Annotated in this window: 18 protein-coding genes; 5 read left to right on the top strand and 13 right to left on the bottom strand. The window is 46.6% G+C overall.

Going from position 1 to position 18,971, the window contains the following annotated elements; genetic code table 11:
• Window positions 1-53: 53 nt before the first annotated feature.
• The 5 genes from pfkA to dnaE form a co-directional block, all read right to left on the bottom strand.
• A complete protein-coding gene (gene pfkA / locus ACHA8N_RS11985; RefSeq protein ID WP_147510613.1) occupies window positions 54-1,022 on the bottom strand; it encodes a 6-phosphofructokinase in 969 nt (322 codons plus the stop codon).
• A gap of 147 nt (window positions 1,023-1,169) precedes the next feature.
• Window positions 1,170-2,105, bottom strand: coding sequence for an acetyl-CoA carboxylase carboxyltransferase subunit alpha (locus ACHA8N_RS11980; protein ID WP_393965880.1), 936 nt, complete (start codon window positions 2,103-2,105; stop codon window positions 1,170-1,172).
• On the bottom strand, window positions 2,092-2,952 hold the full coding sequence (gene accD, locus ACHA8N_RS11975) for an acetyl-CoA carboxylase, carboxyltransferase subunit beta (protein WP_147510611.1): 861 nt from the start codon (window positions 2,950-2,952) through the stop codon (window positions 2,092-2,094). Before accD ends, ACHA8N_RS11980 begins: the two co-directional genes overlap by 14 nt.
• Before the next feature lie 20 nt (window positions 2,953-2,972).
• A complete protein-coding gene (locus ACHA8N_RS11970) occupies window positions 2,973-3,464 on the bottom strand; it encodes a FadR/GntR family transcriptional regulator (protein WP_393965879.1) in 492 nt (163 codons plus the stop codon).
• Between the two features lie 128 nt (window positions 3,465-3,592).
• The gene (gene dnaE, locus ACHA8N_RS11965; RefSeq protein ID WP_393965878.1) at window positions 3,593-6,760 is read right to left on the bottom strand and encodes a DNA polymerase III subunit alpha; all 3,168 of its coding nucleotides are present in this window, start codon (window positions 6,758-6,760) and stop codon (window positions 3,593-3,595) included.
• Between the two features lie 158 nt (window positions 6,761-6,918).
• Here dnaE and ACHA8N_RS11960 point away from each other — a divergent pair, with 158 nt between their 5' ends.
• On the top strand, window positions 6,919-7,113 hold the full coding sequence (locus ACHA8N_RS11960) for a YtzJ family protein (protein ID WP_114595250.1): 195 nt from the start codon (window positions 6,919-6,921) through the stop codon (window positions 7,111-7,113).
• 57 nt (window positions 7,114-7,170) lie between these two features.
• Here ACHA8N_RS11960 and ACHA8N_RS11955 read toward each other — a convergent pair whose 3' ends face one another.
• Entirely contained in the window at window positions 7,171-8,109 is a 939-nt protein-coding gene (locus ACHA8N_RS11955) for a DHH family phosphoesterase (RefSeq protein WP_147510609.1), read from the bottom strand.
• Between the two features lie 66 nt (window positions 8,110-8,175).
• Between ACHA8N_RS11955 and ACHA8N_RS11950 the strand changes: the two genes are divergently transcribed.
• A complete protein-coding gene (locus tag ACHA8N_RS11950; protein WP_147510608.1) occupies window positions 8,176-8,493 on the top strand; it encodes a YtpI family protein in 318 nt (105 codons plus the stop codon).
• Window positions 8,494-8,536: 43 nt separating this feature from the next.
• Here ACHA8N_RS11950 and ACHA8N_RS11945 read toward each other — a convergent pair whose 3' ends face one another.
• On the bottom strand, window positions 8,537-9,847 hold the full coding sequence (locus tag ACHA8N_RS11945) for a DRTGG domain-containing protein (protein ID WP_393965877.1): 1,311 nt from the start codon (window positions 9,845-9,847) through the stop codon (window positions 8,537-8,539).
• 155 nt (window positions 9,848-10,002) lie between these two features.
• Here ACHA8N_RS11945 and ACHA8N_RS11940 point away from each other — a divergent pair, with 155 nt between their 5' ends.
• Complete coding sequence (locus ACHA8N_RS11940) at window positions 10,003-11,109, top strand: aminopeptidase P family protein (RefSeq protein WP_393965876.1); 1,107 nt, start codon at window positions 10,003-10,005, stop codon at window positions 11,107-11,109.
• A 67-nt stretch (window positions 11,110-11,176) separates the two neighbouring features.
• On the opposite strand, the gene ACHA8N_RS11935 is transcribed toward ACHA8N_RS11940, so the two are convergent.
• Window positions 11,177-11,902 carry an SDR family oxidoreductase gene (locus tag ACHA8N_RS11935; protein ID WP_393965875.1) on the bottom strand — a complete coding sequence of 242 codons (726 nt, stop codon included), beginning with the start codon at window positions 11,900-11,902 and terminating at the stop codon, window positions 11,177-11,179.
• Window positions 11,903-12,055: 153 nt separating this feature from the next.
• Between ACHA8N_RS11935 and ACHA8N_RS11930 the strand changes: the two genes are divergently transcribed.
• Window positions 12,056-12,493 carry a universal stress protein gene (locus ACHA8N_RS11930; RefSeq protein WP_026832327.1) on the top strand — a complete coding sequence of 146 codons (438 nt, stop codon included), beginning with the start codon at window positions 12,056-12,058 and terminating at the stop codon, window positions 12,491-12,493.
• Window positions 12,494-12,592: 99 nt separating this feature from the next.
• On the opposite strand, the gene ACHA8N_RS11925 is transcribed toward ACHA8N_RS11930, so the two are convergent.
• The 4 genes from ACHA8N_RS11925 to tpx all read right to left on the bottom strand — a co-directional run bounded on the left by ACHA8N_RS11925 (window position 12,593) and on the right by tpx (window position 16,391).
• The gene (locus ACHA8N_RS11925; RefSeq protein ID WP_393965874.1) at window positions 12,593-13,198 is read right to left on the bottom strand and encodes a 3D domain-containing protein; all 606 of its coding nucleotides are present in this window, start codon (window positions 13,196-13,198) and stop codon (window positions 12,593-12,595) included.
• Window positions 13,199-13,539: 341 nt separating this feature from the next.
• Window positions 13,540-14,751, bottom strand: a complete 1,212-nt coding sequence (locus ACHA8N_RS11920; protein ID WP_028105868.1) for an acetate kinase — start codon at window positions 14,749-14,751, stop codon at window positions 13,540-13,542.
• A 121-nt stretch (window positions 14,752-14,872) separates the two neighbouring features.
• The gene (locus tag ACHA8N_RS11915) at window positions 14,873-15,781 is read right to left on the bottom strand and encodes a class I SAM-dependent methyltransferase (RefSeq protein ID WP_147510603.1); all 909 of its coding nucleotides are present in this window, start codon (window positions 15,779-15,781) and stop codon (window positions 14,873-14,875) included.
• A 103-nt stretch (window positions 15,782-15,884) separates the two neighbouring features.
• The gene (tpx, locus tag ACHA8N_RS11910) at window positions 15,885-16,391 is read right to left on the bottom strand and encodes a thiol peroxidase (protein WP_152539603.1); all 507 of its coding nucleotides are present in this window, start codon (window positions 16,389-16,391) and stop codon (window positions 15,885-15,887) included.
• A 163-nt stretch (window positions 16,392-16,554) separates the two neighbouring features.
• Between tpx and ACHA8N_RS11905 the strand changes: the two genes are divergently transcribed.
• A complete protein-coding gene (locus ACHA8N_RS11905; RefSeq protein WP_147510602.1) occupies window positions 16,555-17,370 on the top strand; it encodes an NAD kinase in 816 nt (271 codons plus the stop codon).
• 30 nt (window positions 17,371-17,400) lie between these two features.
• On the opposite strand, the gene ACHA8N_RS11900 is transcribed toward ACHA8N_RS11905, so the two are convergent.
• Window positions 17,401-18,960, bottom strand: a complete 1,560-nt coding sequence (locus tag ACHA8N_RS11900) for an amidohydrolase (RefSeq protein ID WP_393965873.1) — start codon at window positions 18,958-18,960, stop codon at window positions 17,401-17,403.
• Between the last annotated feature and the right edge of the window lie 11 nt (window positions 18,961-18,971).

The raw sequence follows: 18,971 nt of genomic DNA, 5'->3' as shown, positions 1-18,971 counted from the left end.
TGTTTAATAACCTGCCAACAAGCCGACCCCAATCAACTGAGTACACGAACATCTTAAATTGAAAGTTGTTTTGACAATTCTAAGATATCAAGATCCAGTTCATGTTTGTTTTCATCCAATGCTTCATCGATATCGAGATCGATCATTTTTCCACCGCGGACACCGACGACGCGACCTTGCTTACCTTCCAGTAAGATGTCGATCGCATGTGCGCCCATCCGGCTGGCGAGCACACGGTCGGCAGCTGTCGGTGCACCACCACGCTGAACGTGACCTAGTACGGTAACCCGTGTATCAAGACCTGTTTCTTTGGCGATTTCATCGCCGACGTCTTGAGCACGACCCGCACCTTCCGCTACGATGACGATCGAGTGTTTCTTGCCACGATTGACACCACTTTGGATACGTTCCAATACTTCTTTTAAATCTTCCGGACGTTCTGGAACCAAAATTGATTCCGCACCACCTGCTAGACCTGCGTAGAGTGCGATATCACCCGCGTCGCGTCCCATGACTTCGATGACGTACGTCCGCTCATGCGAAGACGCCGTGTCTCGAATCTTGTCGATCGCTTCGAGCGCTGTATTGAGTGCTGTATCAAAACCGATTGTAAAATCTGTTCCGGGTATATCGTTATCGATTGTTCCCGGGAGACCAATCGTCGGGAAACCAAGCCCCGTCAATTTTTGGGCACCACGATACGACCCGTCACCACCAACGACAACAAGCGCATCAATTTCGAACTTCTTCAAGTTTACGACGGCTTTCGCACGTCCTTCTTCCGTCCGGAATTCCGGACAACGTGCCGAACGTAAAAACGTTCCGCCGCGCTGAATGATATCTCCGACCGAACCTAAGTTCAATTGAACGAGATCTCCATTGATTAAACCTTGATATCCGTTATAGACACCAAATACTTCCAGTCCATGAAAAATCGCCTTTCGTGTAACAGCACGCACTGCGGCATTCATGCCGGGTGCATCACCACCACTTGTTAAAACAGCAATCCGTTTTAAACTCACGTTAATCACCTCTCCATTAATCTTAGTCTAAAATAGCACGTAGTTTTGTTGTTTTACAACAGGGCAGACTGCATAAACTTTCAACAGCAGTTTGTTCATCCACTCACGAAATAAGGACTGCCAATCATGATAGCGATTACATGCAGGTTATGTGCCAATTTGGTGATATTTTTCTGTGCGCTTCTCGATTAATTGTTTTGGTGTCAAACGGGTTAATTGGGCAAGTTTTTGTTCTAGTACAGTTTTCACTTTATCCGCCTGTAATGAAACATCTAAATGCGCCCCCCCAATGACTTCCGAGATGATTCCATCCGCAATTCCAAGGCGCAATAAATCCGGTGCCGTGATTTGCATCGATTCTGCTGCCTTTTCAGCAAGACTGGCATCTTTCCAAAGAAGAGCAGCAGCGCCTTCCGGTGAGATGACCGAATAGGTCGAGTTTTCAAGCATCAGCAATTGGTCACAGACACCGATGCCGAGCGCACCGCCTGAACCTCCTTCGCCGATAACAATCGAGATGATCGGAACCGGCATCCCTGCCATTTCGAACAAGTTTTTTGCGATGGCTTCGCTTTGTCCCCGCTCTTCAGCCGCCCGTCCGGGATAAGCACCTTTCGTATCGATGAACGTGATAATTGGACGATTGAATTTAACGGCTTGTTCCATTAAACGCAAGGCTTTTCGGTATCCTTCCGGATGTGGCATTCCGAAATTCCGGCGGATATTTTCTTTGGTGTCTTTTCCGCGTTGATGACCAATGATCGTCACGGCTTGACCGTTCAGCATGGCAATCCCACCGACGATCGCGGCGTCATCATACCCGTGCCGGTCTCCGTGTAATTCAATGAAGTCGTCGCACATCAGTCGCACATAATCGAGTGTCGTCGGACGTTCTGGATGACGCGCTAACTGGACACGATTCCACGCTTTCATATTCCCATAAATATCAAATTCTAACCGACGAAGCCGTTCTTCCAATAAATTTAATTCTTCTTTGAAATCGAGACCTTGTGTTTCCGCCATATCGTGAAGTTCTAATATTTTTTCGCGTAATGCGATTACTGGTTGATCAAATGGTTGCATGATTGGTTCCCTCCGAATGCATCGTCAGAATACGTGTGTAGTAGGTTTTCAATTCGTGTCGCGATACGACATCATCGAGTTGACCTGCCTGCAATAAGAACTCTGATGTTTGGAAATCTTCCGGTAGTTTTTCCCGAATCGTTTGTTCGATGATCCGGCGACCGGCAAAACCAATCAGGGCTCCTGGTTCTGCGATATTAAAGTCACCGAGCATCGCAAAACTGGCAGATACTCCGCCTGTCGTCGGATGAGTCATGCACGAAATGTACAACAGTCCGGCATCTGAATGTTGTTTTAAGAACAGACTTGATTTGGCCATCTGCATCAAGCTGACCATTCCCTCTTGCATCCGTGCTCCGCCGGATGCCGAAAAAATAGTGACTGGCAATCGTTCTTTTGTCGCGTAGCGAATCGCTTCCGCAATCGCCGCGCCGACTGCTGCACCCATGGATCCCATTCGAAAACGGGCATCCATGACGCAAGCGACCAGCGGATGACCGTTTACTTGTCCGACACCACAAACAATCGCTTCTTCCAATCCTGTCCGCTGTTGATCACCTTGTAACTTTTCCGGATAATCTTGAAAATTGAGCGGATCTGCCTTTACAGCCGGCAGATCAAAATAGGTAATCGTTCCAGTATCAAACAGCTGTTCAAACCGTTCGTTTGCTGTCAACGGATGATGGTAGCCGCACGTACAGACTTTCAGATTGGCTTCAAGTTGTTTCGTATATTGGATGAGTTTGCACTTCGGACATTTTGTCATTAATCCAACCGGTACATCAACCCGTTGTTCTTTTGATGTCAAAGTAACAAATTTTTTAGGTTTTCGAAAAAATGCTTGCACGTTAGTTCCCCCTTGTGGTCCTACGAGCGTGTCAGAAATTCTTCCCGTTCCGCTCGCGTATAGAGCTCCCCTTGACCAAAACTTTGATAAAAAGCGTTCACTTGCCGCCAGATCCGTTCAAACAAATCGTTGTCCACTGTACTGATCAATGCTTCACGAAAAGCAGGGTCAGAATCGATGTGTACTTCAAGAACAGAACGATCCTTCAACTGAACAAAGGCTGATTGTTCAAGCAGCCGGAGTGTCGCGGCCAAGTCCTCAAATTTTGAATCGCCGGTCACTAAAAATTGTGCGATGATTTGAATGTAGGTATGGTCATCCCGGTTCAACAGAAAACTGCCGCCACCGTGCCGCGTCTCGATAATTCCGAGATATGCGAGCGTTCGCAAAGCTTCCCGAACAGACGGACGGCTGATTGACAACCGTTCCGCCAATTCACGCTCTGACGGGATCCGGTCTCCCGGAACAAAACCATCCTGTTCAATCATCGTTTTGATTGCTGAAATATTCATTTCAAAAGCATTCCGCTTCTTTTCCATGTGTACAGCACCACCTTCCTGACGCATGCGTCACTTCCTGATTCCGGCGGTCATTGGTCAGACCAATTACCCCTTATTATAACAAATCTTATTACCTACTACTAGTTCGAACGCGGCACATTTTTGAGAATGATATTCCTCTCACCGAAGCGAATCCGGAGTTGCGCCAACAATTCTTCTTCTTGTTGAATGGCGTATATACCCGGAAGTGATTTTGTTTCGTTCGTGTCCGCATAACGAACGACAACCGGAATGTCTCCTGGCACCGTTTCAAGCATTCGTTCGAGATCAGCTAAATCATTCTTAGAGGGCAATTTGACGAACAGCACATCCTGTCCCAAAGGACGCAACCGTTCCAAAACAAATTGACGTTCATTTTCACGTTCCTGTACCTTCACTTCAATCAACAGTACGTTTCCGACATACAATGATCTTTTAAACGCCGCATACTGTTGGGGGAAGATCACTACCTCTTCTGTCGAATAACCGTCGACAGCTTGAATGACTGCCATTGTCTGTGCACGTTTTGTCTTAAATTCACGAATCTGTTCGATATAACAGACCAAATAATGAGTTTGTTTTCCGTCTACAGAAATCGCTTGAAAATAAGTCGTCTCAACAGAAGGCTTCATCGCTGTCATCAGTGGTGAATACGTCAACCAAAAACCGAGCGACTCCCGCTCGAGACGTGCCCAATCCGTCGCTGTCCGGTTTGTCTTGGCAACCGTCTTTCTCCGCCCAAGGCTCGCCAGCTCGTCAGGCAGCAACGTATTCGACGCCAGTGTGAAATAATCAAGGACTTCCTGTTCCGCAAGCGCCCGGTCTCCATGCGTCGAACGGTCAAAAGCGCCGCTGTACAGTAAAAGTTCGATTTTCGTCCGCTCTTTTTTCCCCCAACCGACCGCTGACAGGACCTGCGTGATCGACTGCGCGGATTTGGCTACTTCTCGTAATCTTTGAAAATCTTTTTCCGTAATGCCGCGGAGTGTATGAATCCCTAAACGGATTCCCTTCCCTTCCAACGTCGAACGGTAATCCGACAGCCAGATATCCGGCGGGAAAACCGGTAATCGTTTTTCCCGCATCGTCCGGACGAGACGCTCCGGCTGATCAATCGATACCAACGAAAAAATCTGTGGATAATGAGCTTTCATGTATCCTAAGGCATAACTGATTTTGGTATAGGCAACGGCATGACTCCGGTTAAATCCATATCCGGCGAACCGTTCAATTTGATCATATAACGTCTCGGCAACCGTCAGATCCAAACCATTTCGCAGTGCCCCTTCAATAAAACGTTTCTTTTCGGCTTCGACGGATTGACTGCTCTTTTTCGAAATCGCCCGCCGCAATAAATCCGCCTGCGCTAACGTGAATCCTGCCACCCGTCTTGTGATTTCCATGATTTGTTCCTGATAAACGATGACGCCGTACGTCGTCTTCAGGATATCTTCTAACATCGGATGAACCATTTGATACGGTTGACCGGCTTTTCGTTTCGCATACAGATCGATGAATTTCATCGGTCCGGGACGAAACAGTGACATGGTTGCGACCAAGTCTTCAAATCGATTCGGTTTGACTTCTCGTAACGTCTGCTTCATGCCCGGTGATTCAAATTGGAAAATCTGATCCGTGTCGCCTTTCGTAAACAGTCGTAACGTCGCTTTGTCTTCTTCCGGAATTTGTTCGACCGAAAAATCAGGATACGTATGTTGAATCAACTGCTCCATCTGCCGAAGACGTGTTAAATTGCGTAATCCCAACAAATCAATCTTCAACAAACCTTGTTGTTCGATTGCCTTCATTAAATATTGCGTAACGAAACGTCCGCTCGCGTTCAGATCAACGGGTGTCGTCTCGATTAATTCATCTGATCCGATAATGACTCCGGCCGCATGAATCGAACGTTGTCTTGGTAATCCCTCAATCGCTTGGGCCAGCTGTAACAGTTGCCGCCGCTTTTCACTACCAGAAAACCAACGATAGATCGATGCCTGTTTTTCAAGTCCTTGTAACGTCGTCACTTTCCCCAGCTGTTTTGCCGCGGCATCCGTTTCATCTTTAGAAAACTCCAATACCCGTGCGACATCACGAAGAGCTGCTTTAGCTCCAAGTGTCGAAAGCGTTCCAATCTGACCGACGTGTTGTTTCCCGTACCGTTCCACCAAATACTCAAGGACTTCTTCCCGTCGTTCGTCTTCGATGTCGATATCAATATCCGGCATTGAAATCCGTTCGGGATTTAAAAAACGTTCAAATAACAGACCATATTTCATCGGATCTACAGTCGTGATTCCGAGTGCATAACTGACCAAAGAACCGGCAGCCGATCCCCGACCGGGACCGACGCGGATCCCTTTCACTTTTGCTTGGCGGACTAGATCCTCGACAATCAGAAAGTAGTCGGCAAATCCTGTTTTTTCAATAATCTCAAGCTCATACTTTAATCGTTCGGTTGCCTGCACATCACTGTGCCCCTGCGCGAGTAAACCGTCATGTGCCATCGTCTGTAACGTACGGTTTGAATCTGTCGTCACTTGCGGCAAAGCCCGTGATTGAAAAGGTAAGTTCAGTTCTTGCTGAGATTCCACCCATTTTTGAGTCACATGAAGCTCACGCTCCGTGAATTGTTCGCGTAATTCTTCGGCCGACTTTAAATAGGCTGTCCGACTGACCCGTTGTTCCGAAAAGGTTGTTCCTTCCTCAATGGCCCGCAAGGCTTGAAAAGCGTCTGCTTCCTCGCGAAGCAGATAACGGACAGGATCCACCGGGATCGTTTCAATGCCTAAAGCCTGCGCTGCTTGCCGGTATTGTTCGCGACTGTCCCGTTCGACAGTCGACCGGACTGCTTTAACCCCGAGAAAAATGGAGGCTTGTTCCGCCAATCCCATCCACTGCGCTACGAGACGGCGAAGTCTTGCCTCATCTTCCGGAGCTTGTCTTTTCGGTTCCAAGACAGCAATCAAATCCGAGTAATCCTCGACAGGCATTTGACTGGCTATCCGGTAAAGTGCCTTTAATCCCCGGCTTGTTTTGGCATACCACAATACCGCCAGTTCCTCTGTTTCGAAATTTTGTTCTAATCCGACGATGGGAATCAGTCCGCGTTGCCTGCACCCTGAAACAAATGCCGGAACACCCGTCAAAGACGTTTCGCAAATCGCGGCTGCTGAAAGACCACGCCGTTTCACCTCATCCAAATAACGATCCATCCGAATCGTGCTTTGCAAAGGACTGTAAGCCGTACGGACATTTAATTGGATCATGTCTCTTCCTCCATCCTTACTTTGTCATCTATCTATCCGAAAAAATCAGAACGTTTTCAGAAGTTTCATAACTACCTGCTTCTGAGTCTCGCCAACCTTCTTCTTTTTCGCTACAATAAAAAGAGAACATCATGACTTGCACGGAAGGAGAGTTTGCCATGATTTTAAATCGTAGCCAAATCGCTCGTGAAAAAGTGGAACAACTAAAACTAGGTGTTACCGCCTTTACCGAGACTGAAGAAATCGCTGAAAAAATTCGTAAGTCCGTCAAAGAACTTGAATTGAACGTCATTGAAGATCATACAGAACGGGGAACTTGGTTCATCCCGCAAGAAGAGGCATCTACTCATTGATGCTGAAAAGGCTGTCCGCCACGTGTCCAAAACCGGATCATGGCGAGCAGCCTTTTTTTATTGGAAGGTAAAGGCTTCTGCCACTTCATTTAGACGTGAGATGACAGCATCCACCTCTGTCAAGTTCTTAATCGTTGCACCAGATGCCATCGGATGTCCACCACCATTAAATTCTTTGGCGACTTCATTGATGATTGGTCCTTTCGAACGCAAGCGGACACGGACTTCCTTGTCTGTCTCAAGGAATAACGCCCAAGCTTTTAAGCCTTTCAAACCGGCAAAACTGTTGACGAGAAGAGATGCTTGCTCCACGGTCGCATCGAATGAGGCCAATGTATCTTGTGTCAATACGACATAACCGACGCCCGCTTTCGTAAACTGAATATGTTGCAACACGTATCCTTGTAACTGTAAAGCGACCAGCTCTGTCTGGTACATGTTTCGATAGAGCCAATCTGTATCAATTCCTGTATCAAGCAGTTGCGCTGCAACAGAAAACGTCCGGCTGGTTGTTCCTCTGAACTGAAAACGGCCTGTATCACCTACAATGCCGGCATAGAACTGAATTGCCGCCGCTTCCGGAATCACGTATCCCCATTCATTTAACAGATGGACCAGCAACTCCGACGTCGAACTGACGGTTGTATCCACAAGCTGAACGTCTGCATATGGATCTTCGTCCGGATGGTGGTCGATTTTAATCGTCTGCCGGCCGCCTAGTGCATCTCCCCCATCGATTCGTGCCTCGTTCGCTGTATCTAAAATGATGACCAATGCGTCCTGATACTCATGTGCTTCGACCGCATCAAGCGTTCCCATGAACGCGAGCGACGTCGCCATCTCACCGACTGCCTTGATATTTTTTTCCGGAAAACGTTGTTGTAAAACGATTTGTAGGCCAAACTGGCTGCCAAGCGCATCTGGATCCGGACGTTCATGCCGATGAATGATAATCGTCTTGGCTTGTTCAATCAATTGTCTGATTTGTTCTTTCACAGTGCACAGCTCCTCTAAAAATTGATATGATACAAACAGATACAGAAAGAAAAGGAGGTCATCCGTATGCAGTTTGTTCTTATTCTGTTAATCGTCGTCTCGCTCGGCGGCTATTTGCTCGCTAAGCGGCGCTCGTTCCATACGAAAAGTACGAACCGGAAATTTTTATTTAATACACAAGCGAGTATTTGGCTCAGCTTGTTCGTCATTCTGTTTGCCGTAAACCAATTCGTGTCTGGTGACGGATTGACGACGACCATCGGAAAAGTGGTGTGTTCGATTCTCATCATCATCGGTGTTGCATCATTCATCGCCGGTTTCATCCGTTACAAAAAAATCTATCCGTATGTCGTCCGGGAAATGGAACAAACGGAACAGTCGTAAAAAAGACGGTCATGACCGTCTTTTTTTATACTCTGAAAACAACTTATCGATCGATTAGTTGTGAAGTCACGAGCGCCTTCGCAACGATTTGTGTGCCTTGGTACATCTCGACATCGACTTTCCCAAATTTCCGACCGACATCAAACACGTTTGCCCGAATCGTAATCGTACTTTCGATTTGAACGGGTTTAATGAAATAGATACTGACATTTTCGATGACCAAGTCACCTTTCTTCATGTGACGCAACATCCGTGTTGCTCCTTCAACAAGTAAAGTTGTCAACACTCCGCTCGAAGCTGTCCCCATAAAATTCGTCATCTGCGGTGATACTTCAAGTGACAAATAAGGCCCTCTCGCATCTTCTCCCGCTTTGATTTGCCCTGTAATCAAATCATCAAACGTTTCACCGACTTGTGGTTGGCGGTTGGCAAGCTGAAGAGCTTTCAACACATCTTGTCGGCTGATGATGCCGAGTAATCGACCATACTGATCAATGACCGGTAACATCTCAATCCCTTCCCACACCATCTGATGGGCGGAATTCGTCACACTCGTCCGAATACCAACTGTGATCGGGTGTCGGGTCATCACTTTTTCAACCGGCCAGTCATGCGGACGGTCAATGATATCCTTCGCCGTCACGACGCCGACGACCTTCATCTGTTCGTCAATGACCGGATAACGATTATGTTTCGTCTGTTCGTTCAGTTCGTGCCATCTCGAAATCGGGTCATTCGTTTGCAGATAAAACGTATCATGCAATGGAATTAAGATGTCGGAAACAAGTAAGATTTCTTTTTTGATCAATCGGTCGTAAATAGCCCGGTTGATCATCGTCGCGACAGTAAACGTATCATACGACGTCGAAATGATAGGTAATTCCATTTCGTCCGCCAAACGTTTCGCATCCTCCGTTGTATCAAAACCACCTGTAATCAGGACTGCTGCTCCAGCATCCAAAACCAGTTCATGTGCTTTTTCCCGGTTCCCGATGATCACAAGACTGTCGACATCGATATACCGCATCATGGCCTCAAGCTTCATTGCTCCGATCACGAATTTCGTCAGTGTTTTGTGAAGTCCGTCTCGTCCTCCAAGCACCTGTCCATCGACGATATTGACGACTTCTGCAAATGTCAGTTTTTCAATATTCTCTTTTTGCTTTTTTTTAATCCGAATCGTTCCGACACGTTCAATGGTCGAGACGAACCCAAGATTCTCTGCTTCTTTAATGGCACGGTATGCCGTACCTTCGGATACCGTTAAATCCTTCGCGATTTGCCGGACGGATATTTTGGCGCCCACATCGAGATCCTCAATGTGCCGGATGATCTGTTCATGTTTCGTAGGCATGCTGTATCCCTTCTTTTCCTTTATTCTACTCTTCTGTCATTATACTGTACTACTCGGATGAATGAAAAGTGTACCAGTCCCGATTTACGAGAAATGTTTTCCAAATCCAACTTTGGTATACTAAAACGTGACAAGAAACGAGAGGTGGTAACGACATGTTAGAACGGACAAATCAAATTAGTCGTGTATTGCAAGAATCAGGAATCGATGTGGCGTTGATTACGTCAAAAGCCGGCGTTTTCTATTTTTCAGGTGTCTACGCTGAACCACACGAACGCGTCATGGCGGTCATCGTCGATGCGAATGGAAAACGTGCCCTTTTCTGCCCGGCACTCGAAGCGAATATCGTTTCAGCCAGCCCTTGGGATGGAGACGTCGTCACGTATGCCGACCACGAAAATCCGTTTGATAAAATCAATCAGCTTCTCGAAACCTTTGCCGTCTCGAATAATCGGATCGGAATCGAAGGGGAGCATATGACATTCAGCCGTTTCAAGGAACTGGAGTCCCGTCAGGAAAATGCGGCAATCCTCGATATCGGTGAGCAACTGCAGGCGTTACGCGTCAAAAAAGATGCCCAAGAAATCGACATCCTTCGCGAAGCAGCCGAATTGGCCGATCAAGCCGTCGAAATCGGGAAACAGGCAATTCGTCCCGGCGTCACGGAAATGGAAGTCATCGCGGAAATCGAGTTTGAAATGAAGAAAAAAGGCGTTCGCGAGATGTCATTTGATACGTTAGTCTTATTTGGCGCAAACAGTGCTGACCCGCACGGCGTCCCTGGTGACCGTGTCATTCAAGAAGGAGACTTCGTCCTGTTTGATCTCGGTGTCGTGTGGAAAGGCTATTGTTCCGATATCACACGGACCTTCGTTTACGGAGAAGCGAGCGAAGAACAGAAAACGATCTACAACACGGTCCTTGAAGCACTTGAAGCAGCAACCGCAGCGAGTCGTGTTGGTGTAACGCTTGGTACACTCGACAAAGCTGCTCGGGACGTCATTGAAACGGCAGGATACGGCGAGTACTTCACACACCGGGTTGGACATGGTCTTGGAATTGACGTCCACGAATTCCCGTCACTCGCCTCAAACAATCTATTGACGGCTGAAGCGGGTATCGTCTATACGCTCGAGCCGGGCATTTACGTTCCTAATGTCGGCGGAGTCCGGATTGAAGATGATATTCATCTTACGGAAAACGGACCGGAAGCGTTAAACCAATCTCCAAAACATCTGCAGTCCCTTCCATCTGTACAGTAAATAACAGGGTCCATTCCGAAAAACGGAATGGACCCTGTTGTCCTATCTTCGAACCTTTCTCCTAAACTCATTGACGCGATTGATGGACCACGTTGACGCCGCCTGTAACATCAAGGATTGCCCCAGTAATCAAACTGGACTCTTCCGCCAGTAAAAACGAGATGGCCCGGGCGATATCTTCGCCGACACCTGTCCGTCCGACCGGCGTCTGATCGTCTGCTGTTGCCTGCTCAATCCGTTTCGACTTATTCTCACCCACGATATTACCTGGATTGACCATGTTCACGGTGATCCCATGCCCCGCCTCCTCAAGAGCTACACTTTTCGTCAAACTGACCATCCCACTTTTAGCGGCTGCGAATGCTGCCCGGTCAATCCATCCAGGTGCTGACGCACTCTCCGGAAAACCGTATGTAACAATCCGTCCGTAGTGTTGCTCGCGCATAATCGGAAGAATCTTTCGTAACAACCAAAAACTAGCCGTCAGATTTCCGGTTACGACTTCATTCCACTCTTGATCCGAATAATCTACGAGCGACTTCCGCTCAAAGATGTACGGTCCCGCATTTAAGATCAAGGCATCGATACGTCCGTGTTTCTCCATTGTTTGCTCTACGGCACTCAGTAATTCGTCTTGTTTCGTCACATCCGCTTCAATCAAATGTAAACGTTCGTGCTCAAAGGTGGGTTTCGAGCGATGAAGTGCCGTCACGTACCATCCTTCTTCGAGCAGACGACGGGTCACCATCTCCCCGAGCCCTTTTGTTCCTGCTGTAATCAATGCGTGCCTCATCGTGGCATCGCCTCCTTTCATCTTCTTCCATCTTACGGGTTCCCTTAAGGAAGAACAATTTTTAAATCTCCTTAAATGTTCGTCATCTTCTATTTGAGGGAATGGTATAATAAGGGTGTAAGAATCAGTTGAATACGAAGGGATGGATACAGAATGGCAATTGTATATCATAACATTTTAGTAGCAGTCGACGGTTCAAAAGAGGCAGAACGTGCTTTTGAAACGGCGATTGACGTCTCACTTCGAAACGATGCCAAGCTTGTCATTGCACATGTCATCGATACACGGACTTTCGCAACTGTCGAGGCTTATGACCGGACAATTACAGAACGCGCTGAGTCGTATGCGAAAGAACTGCTTGACGACTACGTCAAGACAGCACAAGAACGCGGCGTCAAAGATGTCGAAGTCGCAATCGAATACGGTTCTCCTAAAGTAACCATCGCTAAAAAGCTTGCACCCAATCATAACGTCGACCTGATCATTTGTGGTGCGACCGGTTTAAACGCCGTTGAACGATTCTTCATCGGTAGTGTATCTGAAAGTATTACACGTTATGCCAAGTGTGATGTCCTGATTGTCCGTCTTTAACCGCACTCATTACTATTTTTCAACACTTCACCTGCGGGTGGAGTGTTTTTTTGATCAAAAAAAAGATCTATTACACCGATGTGCAATAGATCTGACAAATTATTTAAATTTAACAGTAACGTTACGACGACCCCAGCTAAAAGCTTCGGCACGTGAGTAATACAGGATATCCATTTTCTTACCTTTGATGGCACCACCTGTATCGGCTGCTGTATATGTCCCTTTTAACTTGCCTTTATAATAAACTTTGACCGTTGAACGAAGTGGAATCACGCGCGGATCAACTGCAACGACTTTCTTTTTTGAGCTTTTGATGTTCCAACCGATTGCCGTTAAGTTACCACTGCCTGGATCATACGGTGTATAAGCTGTCGCACTTACGTTCGTGATCGTTTTCCAACCACCTGTTGATTGTTTTTTTGATCCACTTGATGTAACGACTTTTGAATAACGGGCACTGAGATATGCCGTTTTCCCTTTATAACTTACTTTATACCAATTTCCTGTTTTTGCTTTGTAAGGTAATGTTTGATTCTTATATAGAAGACCCAGTTTCTTAGACGCTGTTGTGGCTTTTTGGCGAACAATCAGGCTATCGACCGACGACTTGACATTTTTTTTGGTTGCAGCTTCCGCTTGAAGACCTGCAAACGAACTGAGTGCTAACAAGACTGCTAAAACACTAGCGATTATTCGTTTCATCATCATGTATTCTCTCCTTCATAATTGTTTCTGTTTTGTAACTCACATTAATATACATGACAAAATGGACTAGTGCCGTTACATATAGACCACAAAAAGATGACGCAATTGTTACTTTTATATTACAAAAGACTCATTTCATCCGTTTCAAACCTTTTTTATGACAAAAAGCGGTTTAACTTTCTTTTTTACGTTTTTTATATGACAGACGCTGTAATAAACGGTTTCAGGAAAAATATATGAACTTATTTTTTAGGACTGATGAATGATTTTTGTAATCAAAAAAACGTCTGATCACAACTTTTGTTGTGATCAGACGTTTGGCTTAAAAGAGAAATATTTAATCAAGCGTTTTGTTCAACTAATCCACCGATTCGAACCGTATCGCGGGCAATCATCAATTCTTCGTTTGTTGGAATGATGATGACTTTGACCGGTGAATGCGGATAGTTAATGAACAATTCTTCACCGCGTGCGCCGTTGTTGAGCGATGGATCCCAGTAAACGCCCATGAATTCGAGTCCACGCAGGACACGCTCACGAATCGAATCTGAGTTTTCACCAACACCTGCTGTGAAGATAATCGCATCAACGCCATTCATCTCTGCCGCATATTGTCCGATGTATCCATGGATTCGGTTTGCGAAGATTCGGAGTGCCATCTCTGAACGGTGGTTTCCTTCTGTCGCTGCCGACTCAACATCACGTAAATCACTTGAGAGACCAGAAAGACCGTAAATACCAGACTCTTTGTTCATGACGTTCAAGACATCTTCTGCCGTTTTTCCTGTTTTCTCCATCAAGAACGGAATCAAAGCCGGATCAAGCGAACCAGAACGTGTCCCCATCGTGATTCCTTCAAGTGGTGTGAAGCCCATTGTCGTATCAAGCGATTCGCCGCCTGCAACTGCAGCGATGGAAGCACCGCTACCGAGGTGACATGAGATCAAACGGAGGTCTTGTAACGGGCGACCTAATAATTCAGAAGCACGTTCCGTGACATACTTATGGCTTGTACCGTGGAAACCGTATTTCCGAATGCCGTACTCCGTATAGTAGTCGTACGGAAGGCTGTACAGGAAGTTTTCTTCCGGCATCGTTTGGTGGAAAGCCGTATCGAAGACTGCCACTTGTGGTACATCTGGTAAAATCGCTTGGAATGCACGGATTCCGATCAAGTTTGGTGGAATATGCAATGGACCGAGCTCTGTATATGATTCGATATCTTGCATGACCTCTTCTGTGATGACGACAGAATCAGCATACTTTTCTTTTCCGTGTAACACACGATGTCCGACACCTTTGATTTCGTCGTATGAGGAGATGATGCCAAATTCCATCAATTTCTCAAGTGACAATTCAACGGCTTCTTTATGTGTAGCAAGTGGAAGAACATCCGTAAATTTCTGTCCTTCACCATATTTAATCGTAAAGATTGCGTCGTCTTTTCCGACACGTTCTACTAAACCAACTGCAATCATCGTCTCATTCGGCATCTCAAGTAATTGGAACTTAAGCGACGAACTACCGGCGTTTACTGCCATAATCTTTGCCATGATTTATTTCCCCTTTTCCATTCGAAATCAGTAGACATTCACATCTGTATGAGTCTTGCTCTATTTCTGTTCTACACTAGAATAGTCAAATTAACAACAGATTTCAATCACTTTGCGCATTTCATTTTAATTCTGTGTCAATCCATTCATCAATCTGTTTCACCATTCCACCAAAGGCACGGGCATCGGTAAAGGATGGTAACTCTGCCAGCAACGCTTGTTTCGGCATCGTCACACCCGCGAGGTGATTTCGGACGATCAAATAACTTTTTGCGGCTTGTTCTTGTTTGAACATCGTCAAAGGTAATTGGAGAATACCGATGACATGGGCTTTTGTTTCGAAATACTGTTTCAGTTTTCCTTCTGTATCATGTTGGAACAATCCGTTCGGAATGACGAACACACCGAATCCGCCCGGCTTCACGTAATTCATGGCTTGTTCGATCAACAGAAAATGACTGTAACTCATTCCTTCATCCCGTTTTAAAACATATTCCTTCGCGGCTTCCTCATCCGGATAATAACCGATCGGCAAATCTGCCATCGCCAGATCAACCGGATCGAGTAAGAGCGGACGTAGGGCATCTTGATGCGTATAGTTGACCGGATAATCCAGCAGTTCCGTCACCGACGCCGATAAACGAATTAACGTCTCATCCACCTCGACCGCTTCTGCGACGGTATCTTTCGAAAGCTGACTAAGGACAGCATGCAACATCCCGCCGGTTCCGCTTCCAAGATCAAGCAGACGGACATCGTCCTTCTTGATTAGTTTCCCGATTAAATAACCCGCAAACAAAGCAACGCTGTCCGGCGTCGGCAAGTGATTCGGTTGCGCTTGTTTCATCCCTTCCAGGATCGCGAGTGAGACGGCTTTACGGATTGTTTCCGATTCTACATTTTCGGTGTGCCGCTCGTTTAATCGATCGATGACTTCCGTCAAGGCTTCTAAATACGGCATATCCAGATCACGTTCTAATTTACGTGTTTGTTGTGTCAGTTCTTTATATAACTTTTCTAAAGCTTCCATCTGTATTCCATCCTTTCAAAACGAAACGGCCCCCGCACTTCTTGGGAGCCGTTTTTTCTCATTATCTTCATTGTACCGGTTTTACGCCGTTTGTAAACTATTCTTACTTCGTCGTTTTTGCACGTTTCGCTGCGGCAAGAGCAGATTCGAAATCGACTTCGTTCGTCGACTCTTCAAGGTACTCCGCGTATACCACTTCATTTGCTGCATCGATGACGAACACCGAACGGGCCAATAAACGAAGTTCTTCAATCGCGACACCGTACTGCGTCCCGAATGACAGATCACGGTGATCCGACAACGTCACGACGTTATCCAGTCCGCTTGATGCACACCAACGGCGTTGGGCGAATGGCAAGTCATTCGAAATCGTCAGTACCGTTACGCCTTCGATTCCTGCAGCTTCTTCATTGAATTTACGAGTTTGTGCATCACAGACACCTGTGTCGATAGATGGAACGACGCTGATAATCCGGACGCCTGCGTATGTGTCGCGTGTCACAGGTGAAAGATCATTGGCCAATACCTCGAAATCTGGTGCTTGTTGTCCGATTTCAACCGGTGTCCCGATTAATGTGATGTCATTTCCTTTAAATGTTGCCATGTCAATTCCCCATTTCCCGATAGTTTCTAAGTCCTGTCCTATTCTACTATAAAAACACATGGACGGTAAAACAAGATTTCTTCTCCCGTCCTCAGCTATCAGTACCGATTTATCACAAATACAGGTATAATGAAGGAGTTCATGAAACGCTTTCAAGGGGGAATTGACCATGGCTCGAAACAATGTTTACCTGTATTACCGTAATAAACAAAGACACGAGACACAGGTACGTAAACTGATTGAAGTAGGAAACCGGTATGGATTGAATGTCGTCCAGGACCACAAACAAGCCAACATCATCGTTTCGATCGGCGGAGACGGCGCCTTTCTCCAAGCCGCCCGCTTCACAGGATTCCGCGAAGATGCCATCTACGTCGGATTTGCTGAAGGTCCCAACTCATTTTATTGTGATTTCGACATCAATGATTTGTCTTCTGTCGAAGCCATCTTCAAAGAAACCGGCAACCGTGCTTCTGAAGGGGAAATCGAAGTCCGTCGCTATCCGCTCCTCGAAGCTTCGATCAACGGTGGTCCCGGCATGTTGTGCTTGAATGAATGTTCCGTCAAATCAAGCATCATCAAATCACTGGCAATCGAAGTCTATATCGATGGTTTCCTGTTTGAGACATTCCGCGGTGACGGTATGGTCATCTCGACACCAACCGGCTCAACTGCGTACAACAAATCCTTGTCAGGCGCAATCGTCGATCCATTGATCCATTGTCTGCAAGTCAGCGAGATCGCTTCCGTCAATAATAACCGTTATCGGACGCTCGGGTCGGCATTCCTCTTGAACCGTGGTCGGAAGTTGTCTTTACGTATCATCGAAGACGGCAATGACTATCCGATCATTGGAATGGACAATGAGGCCCTCAGCTTAAAACGGACAGACTCCGTCGACATTCAATTATCGGAAAAAGAACTCAAGACAGTTAAATTAACGAATAATACATTTTGGCATAAAATTCAACGCTCGTTCTTATAAAACAAAAAAACTGCCAATTGGCAGTTTTTTTTAATTTCTAACTGGCGTTGCCTCAAATACGGTTTTTCCCGCTTGAACAGTTTCAATCAATCGATTGCGCAGGATGTCTTCTCCGCGTAACAGATAAAAATCCTGTTCAAAGATGACAAAATCTGCATCATATCCGGGCAATAACATTCCTTTTCGTCCGTGAGTATCCGTCGCGATATGCGGATTTTTCGTGAACAGGAGTAAGGCTTCGTACATCGAGAGGACTTCGTTCGTCTTATTGATGTTGCCGGCTGTTCCAGTCGTCGCTGCATACAGGGCACGCCGAACATCAGGATCAGAAATCGGTGCATCCGATCCGCCGCACAGAAGAGCGCCCGTTTCTGCCAGTGATTTCAGACGATACGCCCAGTCCAGCCGATTCAACCCAAGACGGTCTTGCGCAAAGTCGGCATCGTCGAGCAGGAAGACCGGTTGAACATCAATCAAAACAGGCAGCTTACGGATCCGCGCCAACAGTTCCGGACGTACGACCGTTGCATGGATGATTCGGTCACGTGTCCCTTTTGGAGCCGGATACTTCTCAAGGACATCTACGAAACGTTCAATCGCCAAGTCACCGATGACGTGTGCCGCAACCGTAAAGCCATAGCTCCGGGCTCGTTTTACGAGTTGTTCCAGTTGTTCCGGGGAATGGACTTCGATGCCGCGTGTCGTCGCGTCATCTGAATACCCTCTGCCAAGTAACGCCGTCCGTCCCCCTAAGGATCCATCGACAAACAGTTTCATCGCACCAACCGACAAGGTCGGCGGTAATTCAGGATTCGTTTGGATGAACTGATCGACGACCAAATGATGAACGAGCAGGTGCGCATGGAATCCTGTTTCTTCCGTCACTTCCCGATAAGCTTCTAATACTTCCGACAATTCGCCGTGGTACGCCAAATCTTCTGTATGAGCAGCAACAATACCATTTCGGTGCAACGCCTTGATGGCTGCACGCAAAGAGGCTTTGTTCCGTTCAATTGATCCCGACTGCAAGGCATAGAGCGGCTCAATGGCTGCATCATACAAAAACCCGTCCGCTTCTCCCGATTCAAGGAGACCGATTTTCCCACCTTCTACGACAGTCGATGCTTTGTATCCCAACTGACGGAATAAAACGTCGTTCACAAGAACCGTATGGCGGTCCGTTCGTTTCAATAGAGCAGGTTCCGTCGGGAAGAGTTGGTTTAACCATGCTTTTGTCGGTGCACGATCTAATTTTGATTCATCGTATCCTTCCGCCACATGTAATCCATTGATGGCTTCCGCCTCAACGAATGCGTTCCCCAACTCTTCAAGCGTTGTATAGCGCGATGCATCGATTCGACCAATGGCCTCTCCATATCCGATTAAATGAATATGAGCATCCGTGAAAGCCGGATACACGGCTTTTCCGTTCAAGTCAATGATTGCTGAAATCCGCTTCCCGAATCGCCGGCGTAATTTGGCTTCTTCTCCCATCGCCACAATCCGTTTCCCTTCAATAAACATCGTTGAATGGATGTCTTCTTCATGCGTCATCGTTCGAATAATCCCGTTTACGTATAGTTTCCCCATCTCAATCGCTC

The sequence above is a fragment of the Exiguobacterium sp. S22-S28 genome (assembly GCF_043359615.1).
Classification (GTDB): domain Bacteria; phylum Bacillota; class Bacilli; order Exiguobacteriales; family Exiguobacteriaceae; genus Exiguobacterium_A.
Note: the sequence above shows the minus strand (reverse complement) of the source record. Positions and strands in the feature narration are given on the sequence as shown.